Source organism: Paenibacillus algorifonticola (genome assembly GCF_050481745.1).
GTDB lineage: Bacteria > Bacillota > Bacilli > Paenibacillales > Paenibacillaceae > Pristimantibacillus > Pristimantibacillus algorifonticola_A.
Window position 1 is genome coordinate 106,179 of the sequence record NZ_JBCNGR010000006.1, and the last position, 21,905, is coordinate 128,083.

The window sequence follows — 21,905 nt, forward strand, 5'->3', positions numbered from 1 at the left end:
ATGGATTATGGAGCCATACAAGGTTCTATCTGAACTTTTAGCACGAATAGAAAAAGATGTTTCTGATACTAGGGAGACAGACCATTTGGCTGATCTCCCGATCTCCGTTGTTCATTTGCGTCGGCTCTTCAAGTTTGCTTTCGGCGTGCCGCTACAAAGCTATATCCGCTCTCGAAAGCTCGCCATCAGCTTGGAGAATTTGATGCTAACCGAGAAACGGATTCTCGATATTGCAATTGAATGCGGTTATGAACATGAGCAAACCTTCATACGCGCATTTAAACGAGAGTATGGGCTTACGCCCGGCGAATGCAGGTATTCCAGCAAGAACATCCACGTAACACCTCCTCTTCATTTGTTTCCAAAAAACAATGTTGGCGGCAATTTGGTGTACGGGCCGGAAATGGTCATGATGCCGACCTTCCATTTAATCGGGCAAATGTATCGAGTCGAAATCGCCGAAGCCCCGACAAAGGCACCCGAAGCTGCCAAGCAGTTTTGGTGGAACAAGCGGCATAAAGTGCCTAATCCCGTTGAACCCGATATTTATTACGGTCTAACGAGGACACCTGACCCATCACTTAGTTGGACATATTACATACCGTCTATGCGCGTAAAGAATCTGAGCGATATTCCTAAAGGCTTTACAGGCGACACCGTACCTGCTTCCTTGTGCGTCGGCTTTCGATATATCGGGAACCATCATTATGAGGAGATTGATGAACTACGCGCAGGGGCACTTTATAAAGCCATAGATAGGCTTGCGCAGGAGCACAACGGGAAATATGAGCTTCTGGACAGCGAATTTTTCTTAGAGAAAATTGACACGGGTGCCTATGATGGACAATTTTGTCAAATGGAATGGTTTACACCCATCAGAGTGAGGCGCACTTAAATTGATCAAAAAAGTCCATTGAGCGTGCCGCCAATGTGGTAGATTTTGTTGTATAGCAACAAAAATAGATGCTTGTGCGAAAGGAGATAAAATGAATTATAACGAGACTGTTTCAATCGGAGATACCTATTTGATTACAGTAGTATCGGAGTTGTTCGGATTAGAAGGCTATGAAATCCAGCTGATTCCGGCACATGACGGAGGGCGGAATGTCGTATATAACTGTGAGAAAGGAGGGAGCCCTTCAAAAATACTCAGAATCGCTTTCTTACCCGACAGGAGCCGGGAGGATTTCCTAGGGGAAACGGAATATATTCGGTATTTATTTGAGCATGGAGGCAGTGTCTCGAATGTAATCAGTTCCCGGAAGGGGAATCTGCTGGAGGAGGTCACCCACAATAACCATACCTTTTTTGTTTGCCTGTTTGAAAAGGCTAAGGGGAAAATGCTGGTAGAAAATAATTATCGGTACCGGGAAGGGGCTCCAATTACCGAATATTATTATAATTGTGGTAAGGTTCTGGGGAAACTGCACCAAATATCGAAAGGGTATGTGCCTGTCCATCAACGGTATAGTTTTTTTGACAAATACAAGGTCGAATATATTGAAAAACTGATACCCAGCTCCCTATCTCTGCTTAAGGAAAGACTAGTTGAGCTCCTTATTACATTAAAAGAATTGGATCGGAACCAGGATATTTTCGGTATGAACCATTTTGATTACAACGATGGGAATTATTCAATAGATTTTGATAACGGGCAAATAACCGTATATGATTTCGATAATTCCTGTTATTGTTGGTATATGTTTGACTTGGCAGGTCTCTGGACGCACGGAGTGGGCTGGATACAATTTGAACCAGACGCCGATAAACGTAAAAAGTTTATGGATGATTATTTTGAAACAATCCTCGCTGGATACAGATCCGAGACCGAGATCGAAAATTCGATGTTGGATAATCTGCCCTTATTTATCAAAGTAACGCTTATGGAAAATATTGTTGATGCATTCGAGGTGATGCGAAACAACGGTGAGGAGCCGAAATGTGACGAGGAGCTGTTGTATCTCATAAAATGTTTGGAAGATGATATCCCGTATAAGGGATTTTTCCATGAGATTTACTCGTGTGAAGAACCTTTTGAATATGAGGAGCGAAATATTTAGTTTGCGCTCCGTGAAGATGTCCGAGAGTAAAAACTCGATGACTTACTAACATTAACGGTGATCGATAGTTGAATTGCCAGCACTAGGCCGCGAGTGCTTCGACGGCCTTCTGTGCATGCAACGAAACATGAATCCTATCACTTATGCATAGATATTTCGGAGATATCATGGAGTTCAAAGTCCAAGCTTCGAGCCATATATTTATTGAAAAAGCTTGAATCGATTCCTGTGAGCTGATGGAAGAAGGAAATTTCAGTTTTCCAATCATTCTCAATCATTTGACCGATATCGATAACTCCTTTTTTTGAAACGAAATCAATGATGGTTTTGATTTTCATTGGTTTTTGAATCGGAATAACTTTATCAAGAGGCTCGACCTCCAAATAACCTTTCCGATGCATGGCTGCGTAGAAGTTGCGATGATCTTTTGACTGTATGATTCCAAGATTAGCTGCTCTATACCCCAATACTTGCAACGAGGTTTTCCATTTCTTTTTTAAATCCAAATAATCATCAGGATTAGTAAGATGAGACACGTCCTGCATATCGTTTTTAAATTCATCCTCAGGCAACAATAAAGCACCAGCAAACATATTTGCTTCGTTTTCAATAAGTTTGTGCTCTTTTCGTTCTAGGCTTGTAAATTCCATACGATAATGAAGTAATAAATGACCCAATTCATGAGCGATATCAAAGTTCCTGCGAACGGCTGAGCGCTTCATATTGCCTAGAATAATATAGGGTCTATCCTCTATAGTCCAAAGGCTATAGGCATCAATTTCTTCACCAATAGCCTTTTCAAATACGAAGATTCCGCTCTTTTCAATTAAAAACATAAGATCATCATTATTTGTTTTGGATAGATCAAGTCTTTGTCGTGCTAAATGAGCAATATAGTTAATTTGCGCAGATCTATCGTCTTCTGTATGGTTTAGATAATCTATAACTTCATCACGCAATTTGATTATTTTAAGAGTAGGATAACTAATTTTGCTTGTAAGATAGTTGACAAATACATTCAAAAATTCAACATATTTAGCTTCTGCTTGTGTTTTTGAGATCACATTCAGCACTTTTGAGCGATAGGCAATATTCGCTAAGTTGACAGCGGCTGAATCCATATTCTTTTCAAGCATGTCTTCTGTATAAAAATATTTACTTTTCACTTGAAAAATTCGCTTTAACTCATTTACGATTTGCATTTTAGGAGATGTATAAGCATTCTCGTATTGCCAGATTGCCTGTTCCGTCACGCCTAACTTTTCGGAGAGCTCTTTCCGCGAATATCCGTGCATGATTCGTAAATTGGTTAGGTTCTTACCAATGAACATGCCTGCTGCCTCCTAATTTATTTAACATAATGCCATTTTATATATTTTGTTTTTTATCTTTTTCAATAATACCAATATCAAATGCTGCTGGGTCCATACGATCTTCATTGGATTCAGGTGCTACTACTTCTCGGTCCTCATCAGATAATGCTGCTCCTGAGATAAAATCGGACAGGTCCTCGACAAGGTATGCAATTTTATCATTGGGATTGGGTAAATAGTGTAAGATTTCGGAAATTTGATACGCTTCATCAATAGCATATGTGAGTATATGAAATTCGTTGTAAGTAGATTTGAAATGATCCAGATCAGCTTTGACTTCACTTTCTAACGTAAATAAGGAAAGTTGTTCAACTTGCTCGGTTTGTTTCCCTCTTTTTGGCGATTGATCGGAGATGGAAAACACCAAATTTTTATTTATTTTTGAAAGCTCGTGAAGATAGGTGCGAAGAGATCCCGTACCTTCGCTCTCATTTGGAAGTGTAGCTTGTGAAAAGCAATCTTCATTGAAATAAGCGGCATTTTTAATAAGAAAAAGAATCTTGGAATCGCCATTAATGAATTGGAGGTAGTCCCATGTTAATCCAGCCTTTGATTTCTTATATGTAAATCCATGAGCGATGCACTCTTCAGCGAGCTTGCTCTCAATAAAATTACCCTTAGTCCAAGAAAACGCAGAGCTGATTTTCATTTTCGCTTTTCTGTCTTTACGATGATCAACGTAGTCGCGATAACCTTCAACGATAGCATCAACAATCATATTATTATGTGCAGGACTGAACTTGTATTTATCCACATCAATCACCCCAGTTCGATAATAGGAAGACAGTTAATATTGTAATCGAAGCTGGGGTGTATGGGAATGATTTTTTTTGTTTTTTTTAAAGTTACAATCTTTATCTCGCTTTTTCTTTATAGTGGTTAGGTTTATTATAGGGTTAGTTTAAATGATTGACTGTTTTGCATGAATCTATTCGTAGGTTGCCATATGCCATGCCTATCTATGGCAACAAAGAATGGCATACAATCGTCTAGTTAGTGTACTTCCTAATTACGACTTTCGAATAAGCAAAGCAAAAGGAGCGCATTTATGAAACCATATGCTGGAAAAATCGTGGGGCTGGGAATCGCTGCTGCGATTCTCATACCTATTCTGCTTTACGCGGAGTTTCAATATGGCTTTTACCAAAAGTTCCGATTTGAGCAGCGGGCAGAGCATTATTTGGCAGAGACCTATTCCGAAGACATGACGATTGTGAACGTTCGTTATTTATGGGACAACATAGAACCGCTAGTAGCGACTGTGCACCCAAAATCCGATCCATCGCTCCAGTTTTATATCTACCAAAGTGAGGAACGGGAGCTCGGATTAACAGACGATTATGCGACCACATTATGGGGAATACAGGCTATGAGGGATACGGAGACACTACTGCATCCTGTGCAGCCCGATTACGCCCGCCACGCGAGTATCGATTTTTCCTGCTGTAAGGTTAGTGAATATGATTTTGCGTCGATTCGCGGGGATGTGCCGCATTACGGAACGACCAAACTGCCCTTTGATTTAGTGGTTACTCTGGAAAGGGCGATGGAAGCAAACGATATGGATCATATGTATCAATCTGTGGCTACTCTTCGGGATTCCGAATCACTTGTGCTGGGTAGTCTCGTTTTCCACTTTCCGCTCCCGGAGACAGGCGGCTTTGCTGTATTTGAGATTCCGGGTGATGCCTTAAATACTGTTACATCCGCAGCGGATGTGGAAGCTTACAATGCAACGAGGATGCCCGCACAGGAAATGGCCAAGCGGATCGGAGCCTCTCTCGAATGGGACGAGCAGAAGAGCGAAGCGATCTTCTCCAGGGATGGTACGACTTTAGTCGTCCGCAGCTGGGGAAATGAAGCGTTTTTGAATGGAGAGCCCATTGCTGACCCAATAGGTGCTTATATTGGCGACTTCATGCAGCTCATGGTGCCGGTCCGGCTGGTCGAGCGCGTTTTTGAACAGAAAATAGCCTTGTGGTAGTTCTTATAATTAGAGGCTGATAAATAACAAGTGTATAAATAGCTTGCCATAAAAGAAAATTTAATATAAACTGTTGATCTATCAACCGTTGATAGATCAACAGTTTTATTTGGTTAATAGATTGTCTGTAGAAAAGGAGAATAAAAGATGACAAAGACAGCATTAGTAACTGGTGCGAATAAAGGCATTGGATTTGAGATTGCAAAGCAGTTGTTAGAAGCGGGGTATCGTGTTTTGGTTGGGGCACGCGATCAGGAGCGAGGAGAAACGGCAGTAGCTGCCCTCCGGGCATTTGGTGATGCACATTTGGTATTGCTGGACGTTGCTGACCTACAAAGTATTGATGATGCAGTGACAAATATTAAGCAGAATTACCCAGAGTTGGCGCTTTTGGTGAACAATGCGGGTATTCCAGGCGATATGCATAAACCAGGATGGGAATTTGCAGTTGAAGAGCTGCAGGCAACTCATCAAGTTAACTTTATCGGTCCCTATGCCCTTTCAAAAGGCTTGCTGCCCCTATTGATTGCCAATAAAGGCACGATTCAAAATATCAGTATCCCTATTGAGCCATTGCCTTACTTCAATGCATTTGCCTATGCAGCATCCAAGGCTCCTTTGAATGTCATGACAAAGTCTTGGGGAATGAGTTTTGAGAAGAACCAAATACCTGTAGAGATTTTTGCAGTGATGCCGGGGGCGGTTTCGACAGATTTAAATGGGAATATGACAGGAGATTTTGTGAAAACAACTGCTCAAGCTGCGGAATTTATCCTTACCTTTGTTTTGGATGGTAAAAATCACAATGGACAGGTCATTAATTACGACGGCACTCTATCGGTATACTAATTGAACCAGAAGATTCAATTTTAATTTTTGATCTACATCCTCTTCTATGATCGCCCTTTCTCCACTGGAGAGAGGGCTTTTAAGTTTGGATGGTAAAGCCTTATGCTTACAATAAGCTATGGCTATGGGCAGACTTGCTTGTAAAATGAATTATTAAGTTGTATATTGTCTAATACATTGCAAGCCTTTAGCAATCATATACTATTTAGAAAGTTGGGATGGTTTTGAGTAAAGATTGGTCCCAGGAGGCCACGTTGTTATACCAAATGTACCGTGTAAACAACGCCATAAATACGACATTCGATGCTTACATCAGCATCAGCCAATCTCGCTTTGAAATACTCGCATTGATATACCAAGAGATCGAAATCAGTCAAAGTGACCTGCAAAAAAAAGTAACCCTTGATAAGGCAGCTGTCGCTAGACATCTCAAGCAGCTTGAAGACAACGAGATCGTATCAAGAAGAAAAAAAGACGGCGACAATCGTATAATCTTGGTTAAGCTGACTGATCGCGGAAGACAATTAATCGAAACCTCACAAAGAGAGAAAGAGCATTTTGCAAAGGAATTATTAACTGATATTAAGGATACTGAACTTACCGTACTGCGAAAAGTATTAGTTCAGTTAAATAAAAATATTGAAAAGATGAAGGAAAACGTTCAATAAGATCAGGGCTATGGAAATTTGTTGCGGCTCCTAACAAAAACTCTCCTCAAGCTCGAAATAAAAGGAGTAAAGCATCCCCCATAGATGGCTGCTTTACTCTTTTTTGTCGCTTCCTCAATATACCTTCTTCTGATCCCGATCCTCCTTAATGATCTCTACTGCTTCCTTAAAGCGCAGGGCGTGAACAATTTCCCGCTCGCGCAAAAACTTCAGGCTGTCCTGCAAATCGACGTCGTCGGTCATATCGATCAGCCACTGATAGGTCGCCCGCGCCTTCTCCTCAGCCGCAATATCCTCGTATAAATCCGCAAGCGGATCTCCCTTGGCCTGTATGTAGGCGGCTGTGAAAGGAACGCCTGAGGCATTGTTGTAAAACAGCGCGCTGTCATGGCTCGCATAATGCGGCCCCAGACCAGCCTCTTCAAGCTGCTGTGGGGTCGCATCCTTGGTCAGCTTGTAGATCATCGTAGCAATCATTTCTAAATGCGCAAATTCCTCCGTGCCAATGTCCGTCAGCAAGCCAATGACCTTGCTCGGAATCGTATAGCGTTGATTCAGATAACGCAGCGCCGCCGCCAGCTCGCCATCCGCACCGCCGTATTGTTCAGCGAGATAACGCGCCATTCGAGGATCACATTTGCTAACCCGGACAGGGTACTGGAGCTTTTTCTCATAAACCCACATGCCGTTGCCACCTCCAACATGCTAAGCCGCCGCTTATGTGCCAACGATATAAACATGAGCGACAGCTCGCTGTATTTCACATTGACTGTTTGCCAGCTTTTATTCTACGCTGACTATCTCAGCCAATCTGATTCCCACTCCGATTAAACTAACCAAGGAATTTTATTACGCTCATCCGCACGATCTGCTGCTAACACGATTCATGCGGCCCGGCGAAAGGGTACCATTTTTGAATTTACGGATTGCTGTGCATGAGCGGTCTCCTTCTTCCAGCCGTAAGCGTATGTCAAGGATTGGTTCCCGGCAGCCTATTGTTCACCCGACTGGAGCGTTATCTCATTGTTATGTGTCGGTTTTTCATAACTTGCCTGTCTATTGAAAATTTAAGGCAGCTTTTTTGGCTCTACCTCAAAATCAGTGCTTGACGGTTTCACTCGGAATCCGATTGCGATTACATTCGACAAAAATGCGAGCTTTTACCAGAAAGTGAATCATCCAGCGAGCAGAACGTTTTGACAGTGCAGTTCATTAGAGGCTCAATAGTTCATATAGAATAAAAGGAGATGCGGATAATTATGGAGATTAGGAAAATATCGATTTCAGAAGTAAATATGGTTTTTCGCTGCGTAAGTCTGCTTGAGGGCATCTAGTACCGGATCTGTTGTCATGTGATCAACTAATTGCCAGCCTACGATTTGCTTCGTGTAGAGATCCAGGATGCTCCCCAAATAGAGTTTCCCTTGGCGACAGGGAATGTAGGTAATGTCCACCACCCACTTCTCCTTGGGCCTAGTTACCGAAAAGTCTTGCTGCAGCTCGTTCAGAGCGATCGGCCACTCGTGATTCGAATCGACAACTTCACGAAGAAGTTTAAGGTCAAAGCCAGGCTGCAATTCAATGCTGGCTAAGCCTACACGAACTTGAAGAGAAGCTGCATGGCCAGTAAAGGTATCTTTTCCTGTAACGGTTATGGGCACCCATTGAGGAGATAAGGTTTGTGAAACGGAGGATTGTTTGGATTTAGACTTGTACAACCAATATTTCAGTTGATGAATGGTGCATTCATTAGCAGCACACCGTCCTACGATGGTTAATCCACTTGATTTGTAGGCTGAAACTCGGTCAGCCCATTCCTGACGTCGTTGTTCGTTGGCGTTCATAGGCAACCTCCATTTATTGGGCTGCCTGGATTATCGCATGTGTTCAGCATACCTTTGAAGGTGGGATAGGTTGGACGCTTACGTTTCTATGCAGCATTATATTTTTATAGCTGCGGACCGATATAAATAGTATGTATTAGTTTGATATATTCCTATTTGTTAAAATTTGTATAATTAATAAAATATTTGGAATTTCACGTCCGCGATCCAGCCGGTTGCCCGAAACGGAGGATACCCGACGGAATGCTGAAAGGAGGTGAGATAAATATGAATAGGGTTTCTATCCCCGTAGGGGCCTAAGGATCGTTCTTTCATAATCTCAATCGCATCTTATTCTCAACAGGAGGTATGTAAAATGTGGACTAGTCCTCGACTGCGGCCGTTGCTTCCATTTGTTTCTGGTGTGCTTAGCGCAATCCTGATTCTTTCTACGTTGATGGGATTGTTGCTTTTACCGGTTCCGGCGTTGGCGGCTTCGGAGACAAAAGTGTTTCAGGAGGGTCTTGATGGGTATGCGGGCAATAAGAGTGCTAGTGTCTTCTCTAATGCGCCTGATACTAATTTCGGTACCAGTAATGTACTTACCCTTACCTATTCCAGTTTAGCAATCCGGGCTTCTTTAATTCAATTCAATCTTTCAGCCATACCGCAGAATGCGACCATCGACAACGCGACGTTGGAATTGACCACTTTTTCTAACGGCATCGGCGTTTCGAGTGTAAATGTAGCTGTCCATAGAGTCACAGCTCCATGGGATGAAGCAACGCTTACATGGAATAACTCGGTCAGCGCTGCGGTCTATGACCCGACTCCAGTCACCGTACAATCGATCAACGGTCAAGCAGACTCTTCCATAAGCAGTCTGGATCTAACCACTCTTGTCCAGCAATGGGTTGACGGCACTGCGGAGAATTATGGGTTCATGTTGGAGGTTCCGGAATTGCCCTCTGGAGTGGTGATTTGGAGCAGAAACTTTCATTCGGATGATTCAACCACGCAGACCAGCCGGCCGAAATTGACCGTCTCCTACACGATACACGCATCGAGCGTGGTCGTGACTCCGGCCACCCTGCCGCTTGTGCTGGGAGGAAGCACCGGACAACTGAGTGCCAATGTGCAGCCCGATGATGCTTTCAACAAGAACGTGCAATGGGCGTCGTCCGATACCGCCATCGCGACAGTAGACGCGAGCGGGCGTGTCACACCGGTTGCCCTCGGCACCGCCATCATAACCGCGACGACCGAAGACGGGAACTTTACGGATTCGAGTACGGTGACGGTTACCAGTGCAAACCTAAGTGATCTGGTGCTCTCGGAAGGCGAGCTTACGCCGACGTTCAACGGCGGAACAACAAGCTATTCGGCAGTGGTGGCGAACAGCGTGTACAGCTTGACGGCTACACCGACAACAGCTGACACGAACGCTACGGTTACAGTTAACGGGGCGCCGGTAGCGAGTGGCATGCCGTCGCAAGCAGTTCCGCTGAACGTCGGGAACAACGAAGTCAACGTAACGGTCACGGCGCAGGACAATGTGACAAAGAAGACGTATACGATCATGATTACCCGCAGGGCTACCGCTCCGCCGCCGACAGATAATGGAGGCTCGGATTCCGGTGACGGCGGCGGCACTGGTGGAGGGGGATCGACGCCAACGACTCCCGCTAATCCGACAAGTCCTCCCGTAGGGTCGGGTGGGGCTGCTTGTCCGAAGCTCACCTGGACGGATATCCAGAACCATTGGGCAAAATCGGACATCGAATTGGCTTCGCAACTGTGCCTGGTACAGGGCTCTTCGAGCGACAAGTTTTTGCCGGACGATGGGGTGACAAGGCTGCAATTCGCATTGATGGTTGCACGTGCAATGAAGCTGCAAGATTCGGGGAACACAGCTGTCTTGGACACATTCGCGGATCGGGCAGACATCCCTGCCTGGGCGACGGCCGAGTTGTCCGCAGCCGTCCGGGCAGGCATTATCGAAGGCTATGAAAATGAGACGCTACGTCCGAACGAGATGATTATCCGGGCGGAAATGGTCACCATGCTGATCCGAGGATGGAACATGTCGGCTTCGAACGGGACGACCTCGTTCATGGACAATGCAGACATTCCGGGCTGGGCGAAAGGATATGTTGTAAAAGCGGAACGGGAAGGCATCATCAAAGGCCGTTCCAATAACCGATTAGAGCCTTTTAGCACGGCAACGAGAGCGGAAGCCGTTGTTGTTCTGGTCCGTATGCTTCAAGACAAGTCATAACCAGCGGCGCTATAGGTTAACAGCCTGACCGTTGGAAAACCGGCAATGACCATCGGCAAAAAGCAGAGCTGAACTGGAATCACGACAGTTCCGGCCTGCTTTTTTTCGTAAGCGTCGAATACCAGGTGTATTGAAACAGAAAAGCCCATGGTTCATGAAGATCCACAGGCTCTGCGTTATACAATGTTTTTGAATTGCCGGACTCCATGGAAGGCACGCATCAAGTAACTCCGGCTGCTGACGAAAGGCAACCGCTGGTAACTGTTGCAACAGATAGACTAGATATTTGTACGGGTTCAATCCATTTGCCTTAGCTGTCTCTACGGTGCTGTAAATCGCTGCACTTGTGTTTGCGCCCCGTGGACTGCCGCTAAATAACCCGTTTTTGCGGCGATCATGCCATAGCAGGAATTTCTGGGTCATGGTGGTGGTAGCGCCGTTACTTCACGGCTCCGAAGTCCTCACCGCCATCCAGGTGCAGCCCCGGTTGGCAGAATCGAGTCGCGCGAAACGAACTTACTACTGAAGGAAAGCGGGTTCACCATTACATCTCTGACTCCATAAACTCGCAACTGCTCGTTTGTGCTGACTGAGCCTCGATCCATAGTCCTTCCCCAATCCAAGCCAGCATAGCGTCTTTCAAAGTCTACTGCACGTTTTCCGAAAACACTTGAGGTTACTTTGCATATAATCTTAATCACATACCTGTTTGCCAAGTGACTTTGCTTAAATATGTACGAAATCATTAACTAAGCTGCCGCTTTCTAGACCGCTACCCAGATGTCAGCAGCGGCAGCCCGTTGTGCTTCATGTTGACTGTCTGTCAGGCCAGTTACACCTGCCAAGGCCAAGGCGTATTCGGCCATTGAAAAGGATATCCCGAGAAGCTGTGTCCATAGTTCATCAGAGGACCATATTTCATTTCGAACTGCTGGGCGCATTGCATGCGCTGCTGGGCCAAATAATTGAATTGCTGCAGGGCATGATGGTCATGCGGATGGGTGTCGAGATAGAGGTTCAGCTCAAGCAGGCCAAAACCCAGCTGCTGCAGCTCCAAAAGTTTTGCATAGTAGGCTTCATCACACACCATTGGCTGCTCACTCATGGCTAGTAGCTCCCCCCTCCACATTTGGATGCGTACGGGCTGTATAGGGCAGGCCATAGCGTTCCCAGCCGCAGCGCCTCTTCTAGCGAAAATTGAGGAAGGTTCATCGGCTGAAAGGGAATGTACTGGTTTGGCGGAACGACATACGTCCGCACAATCATCGGCTCGCACGGATCATGCGGCCCGACAAAGGGGTACCATCTTCGAATTTGCGGATTGCTGTTCATGCACGGCCTCCTTCATCCAGCCAGCCTAGCGCTTCTCTTTGTTTCAATTTTGTCCAACAAATGCTCCTCTTGGCTGGAGTGTTAAAACATTTGTATGTTCAAATTTCAGCTAACTTGCTTGTCTGTTGAAAATTTAAGTGGCTATTTCGCGGTTTGCTCGTTCAAGCGGCGATCTTCATTAGCCTTTCTTCCTTGAAAACGAGCCCTTTCTTTTCACATAACGATCCTAAAGTGGTGAAATGGCTTGATGATGTTAAATATGACATTTAACTGATTAGGCAACCCATTGAAAAAAAGGAATTCATTTCAGATCAGAAACAAATAAGCCAAGGCAGTACCTCTACAAGGAGGAGCTGCCTTGGCTTATTTCGACTACACATCTAGCGGCACCATCTGATTGCGCTCAAGCAGCGCCCATAGCTCTTCGGCCATTTCCTTAGCTGGGTAGGGCATGGAACGGGTAATCCACCACTCCAGAACACCGACTGCGGCCGATACTAGAAACTGCTTCAGTACCTCTTTGTTCCGGTCTTTGTTCATCTCACTCATATCGATGTTTTCACCTAGCTGCTGAAACATCAACTCCATCATGCGGTTTCGAAAAGCGGGAATGCTCTTGTTGGTCAGCAGAGTCGAATATAGGAAAGCATGCTCCTCTAAAAATTCAAGGGTTTGAAGCAGCAGTTCTTTAGACGTAAAGGAGGTTGCTTCCTCGCTAGGCAAGCATTTTTGCTGCAGTTGGACTAAATGGACCTCTATGCATTGATCGAGAAGATCGAATTTGTCTACATAATGCAAATAAACGGTGCCCCGGTTTACATTAGCCCGGTCAGCGATTTCATTGATCGTTATTTGTTCAAAATTTTTCTCTGCCATAAGGGAAATAAAAGCTTTCATAATCGCTTCCCGCGTTTTGAGCACCCGTCTATCCATAGGCCCCTCCTAAAGATGGTTTTAAACAGCTTCGCCAAATCTGTTGAATAATCAACGAATCGGACTTTTTTAACGATTGAAGCGAGCTCAAGTCGTTGGTACTATCATTGTATTGAACGAATGTCGATAAATCAACAAATGTTCAAATGGATGAGGGGGGCAATATGAAAATATTAGTTTACGGCGCGGGCGTTTTAGGCAGCTATCTGGCCCATGTGTTAGTGCAGGGAGGCAATGACGTCACGGTGCTTGCAAGAGGAAGCAGAGCGGAGGAGCTGAGCGAGGATGGGCTCGTCATTCGCCATTATTTTCAGCGTAAAACGACCGTAGATAAAGTGAAGGTCATTCAAGCGCTCCCGGCGGATGACAGCTATGACCTGATTTTTGTTGTGATGAATTATAATAATTTTCCAGAGGTGCTGCCGATTTTGGCGAAAAATAAAAGCAGCCATATCGTGTTTGTTGGCAATAATCCGACGGCCAGTACGACGGAGCAAGAGCTGTTGGAGAATAGCCTGCCTGACAAAAAGGTCGCCTTCGGCTTCCAGCTAAGCGGCGGCCGCAGAGAGAAGGGGCGTATGATTTGCGTCCGTGGAGGCGGTCAAATGGTGCTTGGCAGCCTGAATGGCCCTGTTCCATTCAAAGATTTAATTGACAAAGCATTTGCTGCTGTCAAATATAAAATCGATTATCATGAGCAAATAGACGCATGGCTAAAAAGCCACATCGTCCCAATTCTGGTGTTGAGCTCGGTTAGTTATGTCAAAGACAATCAATTTAAACTTATAGCGAAGGATAAAAAGCTGCTCCTGCAAATGATTGCAGCCGTTGATGAAGGCTTTAAAGTAATGGAGGCTATCGGCTATACGATTACACCTGCAAGTCAGGTCCATTATTTTCGCCGGAAAAGGCAGCTCGTCTACTTTTTTCTGAAAATTTATCATCGTCTTCCCGTTGCAAAAATGATAGATGGCTCATTCGTGGAAATCGCCCATTTGCATAAAACGTTCGACGTTTGGAAGCAGCAAGCCCGTATAGCGACGCCAAACTGGAATGAGCTTGAGGAGGCGTTCCTTGCTAAAATGGAGGGGAAAGCTAACGAAAGACGATAAGCGGGGGACAAGCAAAAACGAATTCGTCGTCGTTCTGGGACGAGCGAAGTGCTTTGCCCTAGAATTCTAAGCGGATATAAGGATGAAACTTATATCCGCTTAGAATTTAAAAAAGGACAGCGAGGCTTTGCTCAAGCCCGCTGTCCTTGCTTACTTACTTTCCATCGGCTGCTGCCCATTTGAGCCTGCTGCTAATCCTGATCCTGTTCCGCCACCGATACGCTTGAAAAGAAGCCTCAGCAGGGGAGGGATGGCGAAGTAGATGAACCATGTTCGAAAAAGCTGGTAGACGCTGACGATGGCAACATCCGCATGAATCTCCTTGGCGATAATGCCCATCTGGTCCATGCCGCCGGGGGACATGCTGAGAAAAGCAGTGGCAGGCGACAGATTATGCAGCTTGGCAAGCAGCAGGCTCATGCCGAACGCTCCAGCAATGAGGACGATGCCGCTTAGGATGGCGAGCAGGGTGATGCGTGTTTTATTTTTCAAATTTTCCGGCCGCAGCAGCAGTCCGACATAGGTGCCAATCATCAGCTGTGCTGCACTCAACAAGGTCGATGGCAGCATAGGAGCGTCTAAGCCAAAGTTATGAAGCAGTGCGGTTGCGATCATCGGGCCGAGCAAATAGGCGGAAGGCATCTTGATCTTTCTCGCCAGCAGCGCCGCCGCCACACAAGCGAGAGCAAACGGCACAATGCCTGGGAATAAGGCGCCCCACTGTGTCCACTCGGTGCCTGTTGCTGCAACGACGATCTCATCGTGGATGCCCTCGAACAATGGGCTGAATACGAGCAGCGGCACACAAAAAATAATCATCATCAGCCGCGAAACCTGCAAAAAGGTGACGACCGTAATATCAATGCCCTTCGTATCCTCCGCTAAAATAACCATTTGCGACAAGCCGCCCGGAATGCAGCCCATTAGGACGGTTGGCAGCGGCAATCCAGACAGCTTGGCAATCGTGATGCCAATTAACCCGCTAAACAGCAGCAGCAGCACCGTCATAAGCACCATAGTCGGCAGCTGATGGCCCATTTCCTTCATCGTGTCGACTGTAAGGGACAGTCCGATTGAATAGCCAATAATAAGCAGTGCAATATTGCGCATGGAGCCGGGCCAATGCGGTTTGAATGTCTTTTTCAGCAAGCGTGAACCTAGAAAGGCGAATACCATCGGACCGAGCAGCCAAGGCAGCGGCACATGAAGCGATGCGAACAGATAGCCGCCGGCTAAAGCGAGCACGAGTGCCGTTACAAAGTGGATCACAGCTGGTCAGCCAGCTCAGCGATTCGTTTGTTTGCGTCTCCTTGGAACAGCCCGCCATGATAACAAATCACCTGCTCGATATCTAACGCTTTAAGCTTGCTGAGGGAACGGATAGCCTCCGCCATATTTGGCGTGGCAGCAGGAACTGGCCCGGATAGCTGGCCATCGATCACGACCATGGCATCTCCCGCGAGAAGCGTTTTGCTCGGCTGATGGTATAAAGCGACATGCCCTGGCGTATGGCCAGGTGTATGAATGACGGTAAGACCACCGCCGAAGTCGAGCGTATCGCCATCTGCAATCGTCAAATTAACGTTCGGACGGGTTGGATGGATAAAAGTGTGCTCAAATGCTGTACGCTGCTGTTCAGGCATCGTCTCAAGCAGCTGTGCCATCCTTTCAGGAGACGCTTTGAGCAGCGGCTCTTTCCCATCAATCGCAGCCTGATCTCCAAGGTGGGCGTATACGACGGGCAGCTTGCGGCTCAAGGACAGAAAACCTGGCAAGCCCCCGATATGATCCAGATCCTGATGAGTAAGAATAATGGCGCTTGGCGGTACATCGGGAAATCCTGCTTCTACGACAAGTCGCTGAATCGCTTCAGCAGAGCCTGGCAGGCCGGTATCAACCAGCACCCAGAAGTCCGGCCCTAATATCGCTGTGGGATGAAATACTCTATGATTGTCTCCCAAGCTTAAAGTCAATTCCAGCATTTCAATTCCTTCGGCTATGCGCATGTGCAGGCCACAGCTTTATCCCTATTTAAATAGAAACAAGCAGCAGCGCACCTCCTTTACCAGTAAAGTAAAACTTATGAGTTCAATATAAAACTAAATAGTTTCGGTGTCAACTCCAGACGTTGACCTCGCCCTTTCCTCATGTCAAGATAGGGGGGAGGAGGGCATTTAAATGGAGGAATCACGAAAAGGAAAAATTTTAGACGCTGCTATGGCGCTTTTTCGGGAGAAGGGCTACAGCGCTGCATCCATGCAGGATATTGCTGAAGCTTGCGGCATGGCGAAAGCGAGCATATATAAGTTTTTTGCTTCCAAGGAAGATTTATTCACTGAGGTATTTACCGTCTGCTACCGTTCTTTGCTGGAGCAGGAAGCGGAGCTTGACCATGTGCTGTCGCAGCAGGGGCTTGCGCCAAAGGAGAAGTTTCGCCGGAAAATTGAATTCCAGCTGTATTATACGATGGAGAATCATTTATTCATGCTCGACTTTAAGGAGCTGCCAATTACGGCAAATGATACATTTTTGACGGCATGGCAAAATAAAAAAGCTGCTATGCTGTCGTGGCATCGGGAGCTGCTGACAGAAGCGTACGGCGAGCAAATCGACGATATCATATGGGATGTCGTTACCATTTTTCGCGGCATGCTGCTGCAATATTTGTCCTATGCCATTCAGAAGGTCATAGCCGTGCCGATGGCAGAGTTGGCCGCTTTTCTGGTGGACCGGATGGACGCGGTCGTCCGCGATATGGCGGCCAAGCAGCCGAAGCCGATTATTGATGGCGCAAACGTCTATTTTAACCATTTGAATCCGAGCGATGAGCCGGTACGGCGGGAGACGGCTGTGCAGTTTCTTCAAGCACTGGCGGGAAAAATAGACGAGCTGCCTAAGCCAGAGGCTGTTCGCGCAGAACTGCGGGAGGTCGTCTCGCTCCTTGGGCAGGAGGCTCGGGCAGAGCTGCGAAATCCGACACTTGTACGCGTGCTTATAGCCTATTTGGACAACGTTTCCGAGCTGAGAACTGATGTGAGGCAGTTGAATCTTATGCTGGTCTAGCAGCTGGCCCTTGTGACTATTGGGCAATGGTATCTGACCTGTCTAGGAAAGGAATATTATCCCGAAAATTGTCGAAAGCATATTCACTCCCATGATAAAAATGTCGATATATCTAAGACACACATCAGAGGAGTGAAGTTATGAGGTTCAGCATTCGTTTTAAATTGCTAGCGGGTTTTATTTCGGTAGCGTTACTGCTTGTTGCAACAGGATTAATTGCGATATTTGCCATGAACGGAATGGGCGACAAAGCAAGGGAAATGAATGAAAGGTGGATGCCAAGCGTCACGCTTCTCGCTATTTTGAATGGGGACGTGTCCGACATCGAGCGTCTGGCCCTGAACATCATTGTTGAGACTAATGCAGATGAACTTAACAAGATGAACAGTGCTTTGGGCGATCTTCAAGACAAAATTAAAACTGAACGCGAACAATATGCAGCGATGGTTCAAACGGAAGAAGAGAAGGCGCTGTTTGAAGAATTCGGCAAAAGCCTGGATCTCTACTTGGCCAAAATGCCGGAGTTTATCGCATACGGCAAGGAAAATAACTTTGACAGGGCGAGCGAGCTTCATACGACAGCCTACCCGCTCTGGTATACGGCTAATGACAATATTACCAAGCTGATTAATTTGGGAATAGAAGGCTCGAGAAGTTCTGCAGACGAGTCAGTTGATCTGGCTGTGACCAGCACGAATACTATTATAGCCGTAGTCATCTTCGCTGTACTGTTAGCACTTGCTATTGCTATCTTGATTGCACAGATGATATCGAGATCTGTACAGAAAGTAAGCAGAGCTGCGGAGCAAATTGCGCAGGGCGACCTGACCGGCGAGACAATCGTCATTAAAAGCCGCGATGAAATTGGCGATTTGGCTAAATCCTTTAATGCAATGACCCATAGCCTACGTGAGGTTATTCATTCCGTTTCCATGACCTCCTCGCTCGTTGCGGCGTCCTCCGAGGAGCTAATGGCAAGCGCTGAGCAGAACAGCAAGGCGTCGGAGCAAATTTCCGAGACGGTTGAGGAACTGGCTGTCGGTACTAGCGAGCAGGTTGATATGGTGAAGCGCTCTTCCCAAGCGATTGACGAAATGTCGATTGGCGTCGAGCAGATCGCATTGCGTGCGCAAAGCGTATCCACCTCGGCACTCGATGCGGCGGCTCAATCGTCAGAAGGCAACCGGACGATTCAACAGGCCGTTGTGCAAATGGACTCCATTCAGCGCTCGATTTCCTCACTTGCGGAGCTGGTTACTGGACTTGGCGAACGTTCGGATGAGATTGGCAAAATTACCGATGTTATTACGGCTATTGCAACACAGACCAATCTGCTTGCTCTGAACGCGGCGATTGAAGCGGCAAGAGCAGGCGATCACGGTCGCGGCTTTGCGGTCGTAGCGGATGAAGTCCGCAAGCTGGCGGAGCAATCATCCGCATCGGCTATGCAGATTACCGGACTGGTCAGCGTTATTCAGAAGGATACGATTAATGCAGTCCAAGCTGTAACGATGAATAAACAAGAGGTATCGCAAGGTATATCGGTTGTGACGAATGCTGGAGAAGCGTTTGAGCAAATTTTGGATGCCGTTAACAAGGTAGCTGGCGAAATTCAAGAGGTTTCGGCTAGTGCCGAGCAAATGGCGGCAAGCACGGATGAGGTTGTCGGCTTCGTGAAGCAAATTTCGCATATTGCGGAGGAGGCTTCGGGCGGCGCGCATAATGTGTCCGCAGCGACACAGGAGCAGCTTGCTTCGATGGAGGAAATTGCTTCCTCGGCGGCATCATTGTCCAGCATGGCTGAGGAGCTTCAGGATAAAATCAGCAGATTCAAAGTCTAAGCGAATGATTGCTCTTAAGCTTCATTTGAAATAAAAGCAAAGAGACAGCTCCCGGCAGCATAGGGTAGCTGTCTCTTTGCTATTTACGGACGTATTCCTGCGGAGTGACGCCGATAACGGCTTTAAAATCTTTAATAAAATGCGATTGGTCGTGGTAACCAAGCTCTAGCGACAGCTGCGTCCAGTCATGGCTTGGGCCGCGATCCAGCGTTTCAGCGGCATTTTGCAGCCGATACAGCTGAATAACCCATTTTGGCGTTACGCCGACATATTGATCGAATAAACGCTGCAGCGATCTTTTGTTGATATGAAAGGCCTCGCATAGCTGGTCAACCTTCGTAACGTTTCGCTCTGCCATAATCCAATCGACCATCTGATTAATGAGCGTGACCGACTCGTCCTGCATGGGCAGCTTCGGTTCAATGAATCGCTCGGCGAGCTCGACCATTGCAGCTTCCTCTACCTGGGTCAGCAGCAGCTTCTCCGCGGCTGTCCCATCGATATCGAAAATATTATGAATGCTAAGCGGATGGCCAGCTAAAGAGGACACGGGCTGCTTCATAAACGGATAAAAGCCGCCAGGGCGGAATTTTGCTCCGAATACGCAGCCTTTGCCTTCTACGAGATAACTATACTTCTGCTTGGCTGCTCCGAAAATACCGCTTCTTCCCTGCTGAATAATAAGGTTCACGCATGGATTGGGCACAACCTCCTGCAAATATTGTTTTTGCTCAGTCAAGTCCCAGCTGACAATCCAGAAATGCTTGACAAAAAAAGCAATATTCTCGGAAGGCGCATAACGCGTAAGCTGAAAATTTTTCTCCCCCTCCTGCAAATGGAGAAGGCCCATGCTCGGTCGTTGCATGCTTGCACTCATTATAAATCCCCTCCGCAATTTATTGTCATAGTCGTTGTCGCGTTTTTACAATACTTGTTGTTATTTGCACGTTATAATAATTTTATCATAGCCAAGCATACTAGCAAGATAAGGTGAAACGGCTTTAGCCGTCCTCTGGCGGCGCGGCGCGTTTCATTCCGGGAAATATAGAGAAAGGATGGAAAAACCATATCCTTTCCTATATTTAAAGTATAAGGTCAGCCCATTCATAATTGCGGAGGAGTGTAGGTATGGATTTGAGATATGATTTTTATGTGAATGCCGAACCGGAGGACGTTTGGAATGCGTTTATGAAGCCGGAAAACACGCGCAAAATCTTTTTTGGCAGCACGCTGCATTCGACGTTTGAGCCAGGTGCCCATTATGAGTACATCGGGCCAAATGAGAAGGGCGCAGAGGTTGTGCATGTATACGGAACGGTGCTGGAATATAAGCCAAATGAGCTGTTCAGCTGTACGGAGCACCCGGGACCCTCTTATCGTGAAAATCATGCGGAGCTGGAAACGCGGCTTACGCTGTCGCTTGAGAAGGTCGGCGGCTGCACGAAGCTGACGCTGGTGAATGATAAGTGGCCTGCTGACCATCCGTCGTATGAAAATACGAAGACGAGCTGGTGGATGATTCTCAGCAATATTAAGACGCTGGCGGAGACGGGCAAAACGCTTGATTTTGGCTGGTAGGCTAAGCATTCAGCCCAAAAACCAAGGCCGCTAACGGTCTTGGTTTTTGGGCTAGGCTTGTTTATTATTCACGGTACTTGTTATATGGCGAGCAGGGCTTCCGAAAATGCGGCTTCCAGCTCGCTGAGTTCTTTTACGGCAGGGGAGAGTGCAGCCCAATTCTGCTGAACAGTCAGCCCATGGCAGAGCCCAAGCAGCGAGGCTTGCTTCTGCTTCAGCTCTGACAGCAGCGGATGCTCCTTGGCAAAATAAGCGGAAAAATCATTCGCTCTTCTTGCGCCAAGCTGAAAGACGAAATGGGTCAAATGGCCTTGCAAAGCCTCAGGAATTTGGCCGCTCTCAAGCGTTTCACGGAGCTGACGAAAAGCGGCTTGTCCCGTAACGATTCCAATTCGCTGCCCAATGGGGCCGGTGCTGCGATACAATCCTTGAAAAAAAGAAATCGTATCGGCATAGATTTCCTCTTGCGAGGGAGAAGCCACGCGTTCAGGTGAATGCCAGCAGCGGTAGCTGTTTGTGCGATAGCCAATCGTGGAGGCCTGCCAAGCCTTTTGCAGAAGCTCTAATGGCAATCGGGAATACGGATAGCCTGCGGGATCATGCACATAAACATATTCCTCGTCGATGGCATAAGCTAGTACGAAATGATCGACGCCATGTAAATAACGAGAATTCGGTACATATTGCAGATAACCCATATCCAGAGGGCCGAGCAGCACGGTACGCTCAAGCAATGCTTGTCTAAGCTCGACAATGGGCCACGCTCCATGCTCCTCGCTTGCGCGCTCTTTCACGGAAAAGCCTAAAACCTTCATGGCTCTCGAAATGCCCGAATCCGGCGATGTAGCGCAATTGGACAAAAAGAATAGATTGCCGCCCTCAATTGAGGCATCAAGTCCTACGCCACTTAGCACCTCGATCGTGGCAGGCAGGAAGCTTTCCCCACACTCCTGTAATAACATCGCTGTTGCATTCGCATAACAATAGGCACCATTGCCAATATACATGAGA

At 46.7% G+C, this 21,905-nt stretch carries 21 protein-coding genes and 1 pseudogene; 10 read left to right on the forward strand and 12 right to left on the reverse strand.

Annotated elements, in window-relative coordinates; genetic code table 11:
- Positions 1 to 7 precede the first annotated feature (7 nt).
- Entirely contained in the window at positions 8 to 895 is an 888-nt protein-coding gene (locus ABEW34_RS04040) for an AraC family transcriptional regulator (protein ID WP_430155087.1), read from the forward strand.
- A 91-nt stretch (positions 896 to 986) separates the two neighbouring features.
- Positions 987 to 2,060 (forward strand): phosphotransferase enzyme family protein, encoded by a 1,074-nt coding sequence (locus ABEW34_RS04045; protein ID WP_430155089.1) that lies wholly within the window; start codon positions 987 to 989, stop codon positions 2,058 to 2,060.
- A gap of 137 nt (positions 2,061 to 2,197) precedes the next feature.
- Here the strand turns inward: ABEW34_RS04045 and ABEW34_RS04050 are convergent, their stop codons facing one another.
- Together ABEW34_RS04050 and ABEW34_RS04055 are read right to left on the reverse strand one after the other, a co-directional pair.
- Positions 2,198 to 3,391, reverse strand: coding sequence for a helix-turn-helix domain-containing protein (locus ABEW34_RS04050; RefSeq protein WP_430155091.1), 1,194 nt, complete (start codon positions 3,389 to 3,391; stop codon positions 2,198 to 2,200).
- Between the two features lie 37 nt (positions 3,392 to 3,428).
- Positions 3,429 to 4,187, reverse strand: a complete 759-nt coding sequence (locus ABEW34_RS04055; protein WP_430155093.1) for a hypothetical protein — start codon at positions 4,185 to 4,187, stop codon at positions 3,429 to 3,431.
- 294 nt (positions 4,188 to 4,481) lie between these two features.
- On the opposite strand from ABEW34_RS04055, the gene ABEW34_RS04060 reads away from it, so the two are divergent.
- The 3 genes from ABEW34_RS04060 (at position 4,482) to ABEW34_RS04070 (ending at position 6,934) form a co-directional block, all read left to right on the forward strand.
- Positions 4,482 to 5,417, forward strand: a complete 936-nt coding sequence (locus ABEW34_RS04060) for a stalk domain-containing protein (RefSeq protein WP_430155095.1) — start codon at positions 4,482 to 4,484, stop codon at positions 5,415 to 5,417.
- A gap of 147 nt (positions 5,418 to 5,564) precedes the next feature.
- Positions 5,565 to 6,266 carry an SDR family NAD(P)-dependent oxidoreductase gene (locus ABEW34_RS04065; protein WP_430155097.1) on the forward strand — a complete coding sequence of 234 codons (702 nt, stop codon included), beginning with the start codon at positions 5,565 to 5,567 and terminating at the stop codon, positions 6,264 to 6,266.
- A 218-nt stretch (positions 6,267 to 6,484) separates the two neighbouring features.
- Complete coding sequence (locus tag ABEW34_RS04070; protein WP_430155099.1) at positions 6,485 to 6,934, forward strand: MarR family winged helix-turn-helix transcriptional regulator; 450 nt, start codon at positions 6,485 to 6,487, stop codon at positions 6,932 to 6,934.
- Between the two features lie 114 nt (positions 6,935 to 7,048).
- Here the strand turns inward: ABEW34_RS04070 and ABEW34_RS04075 are convergent, their stop codons facing one another.
- Together ABEW34_RS04075 and tnpA are read right to left on the reverse strand one after the other, a co-directional pair.
- Complete coding sequence (locus ABEW34_RS04075) at positions 7,049 to 7,618, reverse strand: manganese catalase family protein (RefSeq protein ID WP_056032161.1); 570 nt, start codon at positions 7,616 to 7,618, stop codon at positions 7,049 to 7,051.
- 599 nt (positions 7,619 to 8,217) lie between these two features.
- Positions 8,218 to 8,778 (reverse strand): IS66 family insertion sequence element accessory protein TnpA, encoded by a 561-nt coding sequence (tnpA, locus tag ABEW34_RS04080; protein WP_430155101.1) that lies wholly within the window; start codon positions 8,776 to 8,778, stop codon positions 8,218 to 8,220.
- Between the two features lie 487 nt (positions 8,779 to 9,265).
- On the opposite strand from tnpA, the gene ABEW34_RS04085 reads away from it, so the two are divergent.
- Positions 9,266 to 11,035: a DNRLRE domain-containing protein gene (locus tag ABEW34_RS04085; protein WP_430155103.1), complete on the forward strand. Its 1,770-nt coding sequence runs from the start codon at positions 9,266 to 9,268 to the stop codon at positions 11,033 to 11,035.
- 180 nt (positions 11,036 to 11,215) lie between these two features.
- On the opposite strand, the pseudogene ABEW34_RS04090 reads toward ABEW34_RS04085, so the two are convergent.
- The 4 genes and pseudogenes from ABEW34_RS04090 to ABEW34_RS04105 form a co-directional block, all read right to left on the reverse strand.
- Positions 11,216 to 11,425, reverse strand: a pseudogene (locus ABEW34_RS04090) (transposase domain-containing protein); the annotation flags it as partial.
- Positions 11,426 to 11,867: 442 nt separating this feature from the next.
- Complete coding sequence (locus ABEW34_RS04095; protein ID WP_056032158.1) at positions 11,868 to 12,140, reverse strand: spore coat protein CotJB; 273 nt, start codon at positions 12,138 to 12,140, stop codon at positions 11,868 to 11,870.
- A gap of 2 nt (positions 12,141 to 12,142) precedes the next feature.
- Positions 12,143 to 12,367 (reverse strand): spore coat associated protein CotJA, encoded by a 225-nt coding sequence (locus ABEW34_RS04100; RefSeq protein ID WP_430155105.1) that lies wholly within the window; start codon positions 12,365 to 12,367, stop codon positions 12,143 to 12,145.
- A gap of 372 nt (positions 12,368 to 12,739) precedes the next feature.
- Positions 12,740 to 13,300 (reverse strand): TetR/AcrR family transcriptional regulator, encoded by a 561-nt coding sequence (locus tag ABEW34_RS04105; protein ID WP_430155107.1) that lies wholly within the window; start codon positions 13,298 to 13,300, stop codon positions 12,740 to 12,742.
- 164 nt (positions 13,301 to 13,464) lie between these two features.
- Here ABEW34_RS04105 and ABEW34_RS04110 point away from each other — a divergent pair, with 164 nt between their 5' ends.
- Positions 13,465 to 14,412 (forward strand): ketopantoate reductase family protein, encoded by a 948-nt coding sequence (locus ABEW34_RS04110; RefSeq protein WP_430155109.1) that lies wholly within the window; start codon positions 13,465 to 13,467, stop codon positions 14,410 to 14,412.
- A gap of 150 nt (positions 14,413 to 14,562) precedes the next feature.
- On the opposite strand, the gene ABEW34_RS04115 is transcribed toward ABEW34_RS04110, so the two are convergent.
- Both ABEW34_RS04115 and ABEW34_RS04120 read right to left on the reverse strand, forming a co-directional pair.
- Positions 14,563 to 15,681, reverse strand: coding sequence for an AbrB family transcriptional regulator (locus ABEW34_RS04115; RefSeq protein ID WP_430155111.1), 1,119 nt, complete (start codon positions 15,679 to 15,681; stop codon positions 14,563 to 14,565).
- Positions 15,678 to 16,394: an MBL fold metallo-hydrolase gene (locus ABEW34_RS04120; protein WP_430155112.1), complete on the reverse strand. Its 717-nt coding sequence runs from the start codon at positions 16,392 to 16,394 to the stop codon at positions 15,678 to 15,680. Before ABEW34_RS04120 ends, ABEW34_RS04115 begins: the two co-directional genes overlap by 4 nt.
- 196 nt (positions 16,395 to 16,590) lie before the next feature.
- On the opposite strand from ABEW34_RS04120, the gene ABEW34_RS04125 reads away from it, so the two are divergent.
- Positions 16,591 to 17,475 (forward strand): helix-turn-helix domain-containing protein, encoded by an 885-nt coding sequence (locus ABEW34_RS04125; RefSeq protein ID WP_430155114.1) that lies wholly within the window; start codon positions 16,591 to 16,593, stop codon positions 17,473 to 17,475.
- A gap of 140 nt (positions 17,476 to 17,615) precedes the next feature.
- Positions 17,616 to 19,316, forward strand: a complete 1,701-nt coding sequence (locus ABEW34_RS04130; protein WP_430155115.1) for a methyl-accepting chemotaxis protein — start codon at positions 17,616 to 17,618, stop codon at positions 19,314 to 19,316.
- 79 nt (positions 19,317 to 19,395) lie between these two features.
- Here the strand turns inward: ABEW34_RS04130 and ABEW34_RS04135 are convergent, their stop codons facing one another.
- Positions 19,396 to 20,193, reverse strand: a complete 798-nt coding sequence (locus ABEW34_RS04135; protein ID WP_430155117.1) for an AraC family transcriptional regulator — start codon at positions 20,191 to 20,193, stop codon at positions 19,396 to 19,398.
- 251 nt (positions 20,194 to 20,444) lie between these two features.
- Between ABEW34_RS04135 and ABEW34_RS04140 the strand changes: the two genes are divergently transcribed.
- On the forward strand, positions 20,445 to 20,894 hold the full coding sequence (locus tag ABEW34_RS04140; protein WP_430155119.1) for an SRPBCC domain-containing protein: 450 nt from the start codon (positions 20,445 to 20,447) through the stop codon (positions 20,892 to 20,894).
- An 80-nt stretch (positions 20,895 to 20,974) separates the two neighbouring features.
- Here ABEW34_RS04140 and ABEW34_RS04145 read toward each other — a convergent pair whose 3' ends face one another.
- Positions 20,975 to 21,901 (reverse strand): hypothetical protein, encoded by a 927-nt coding sequence (locus tag ABEW34_RS04145; RefSeq protein WP_430155121.1) that lies wholly within the window; start codon positions 21,899 to 21,901, stop codon positions 20,975 to 20,977.
- Between the last annotated feature and the right edge of the window lie 4 nt (positions 21,902 to 21,905).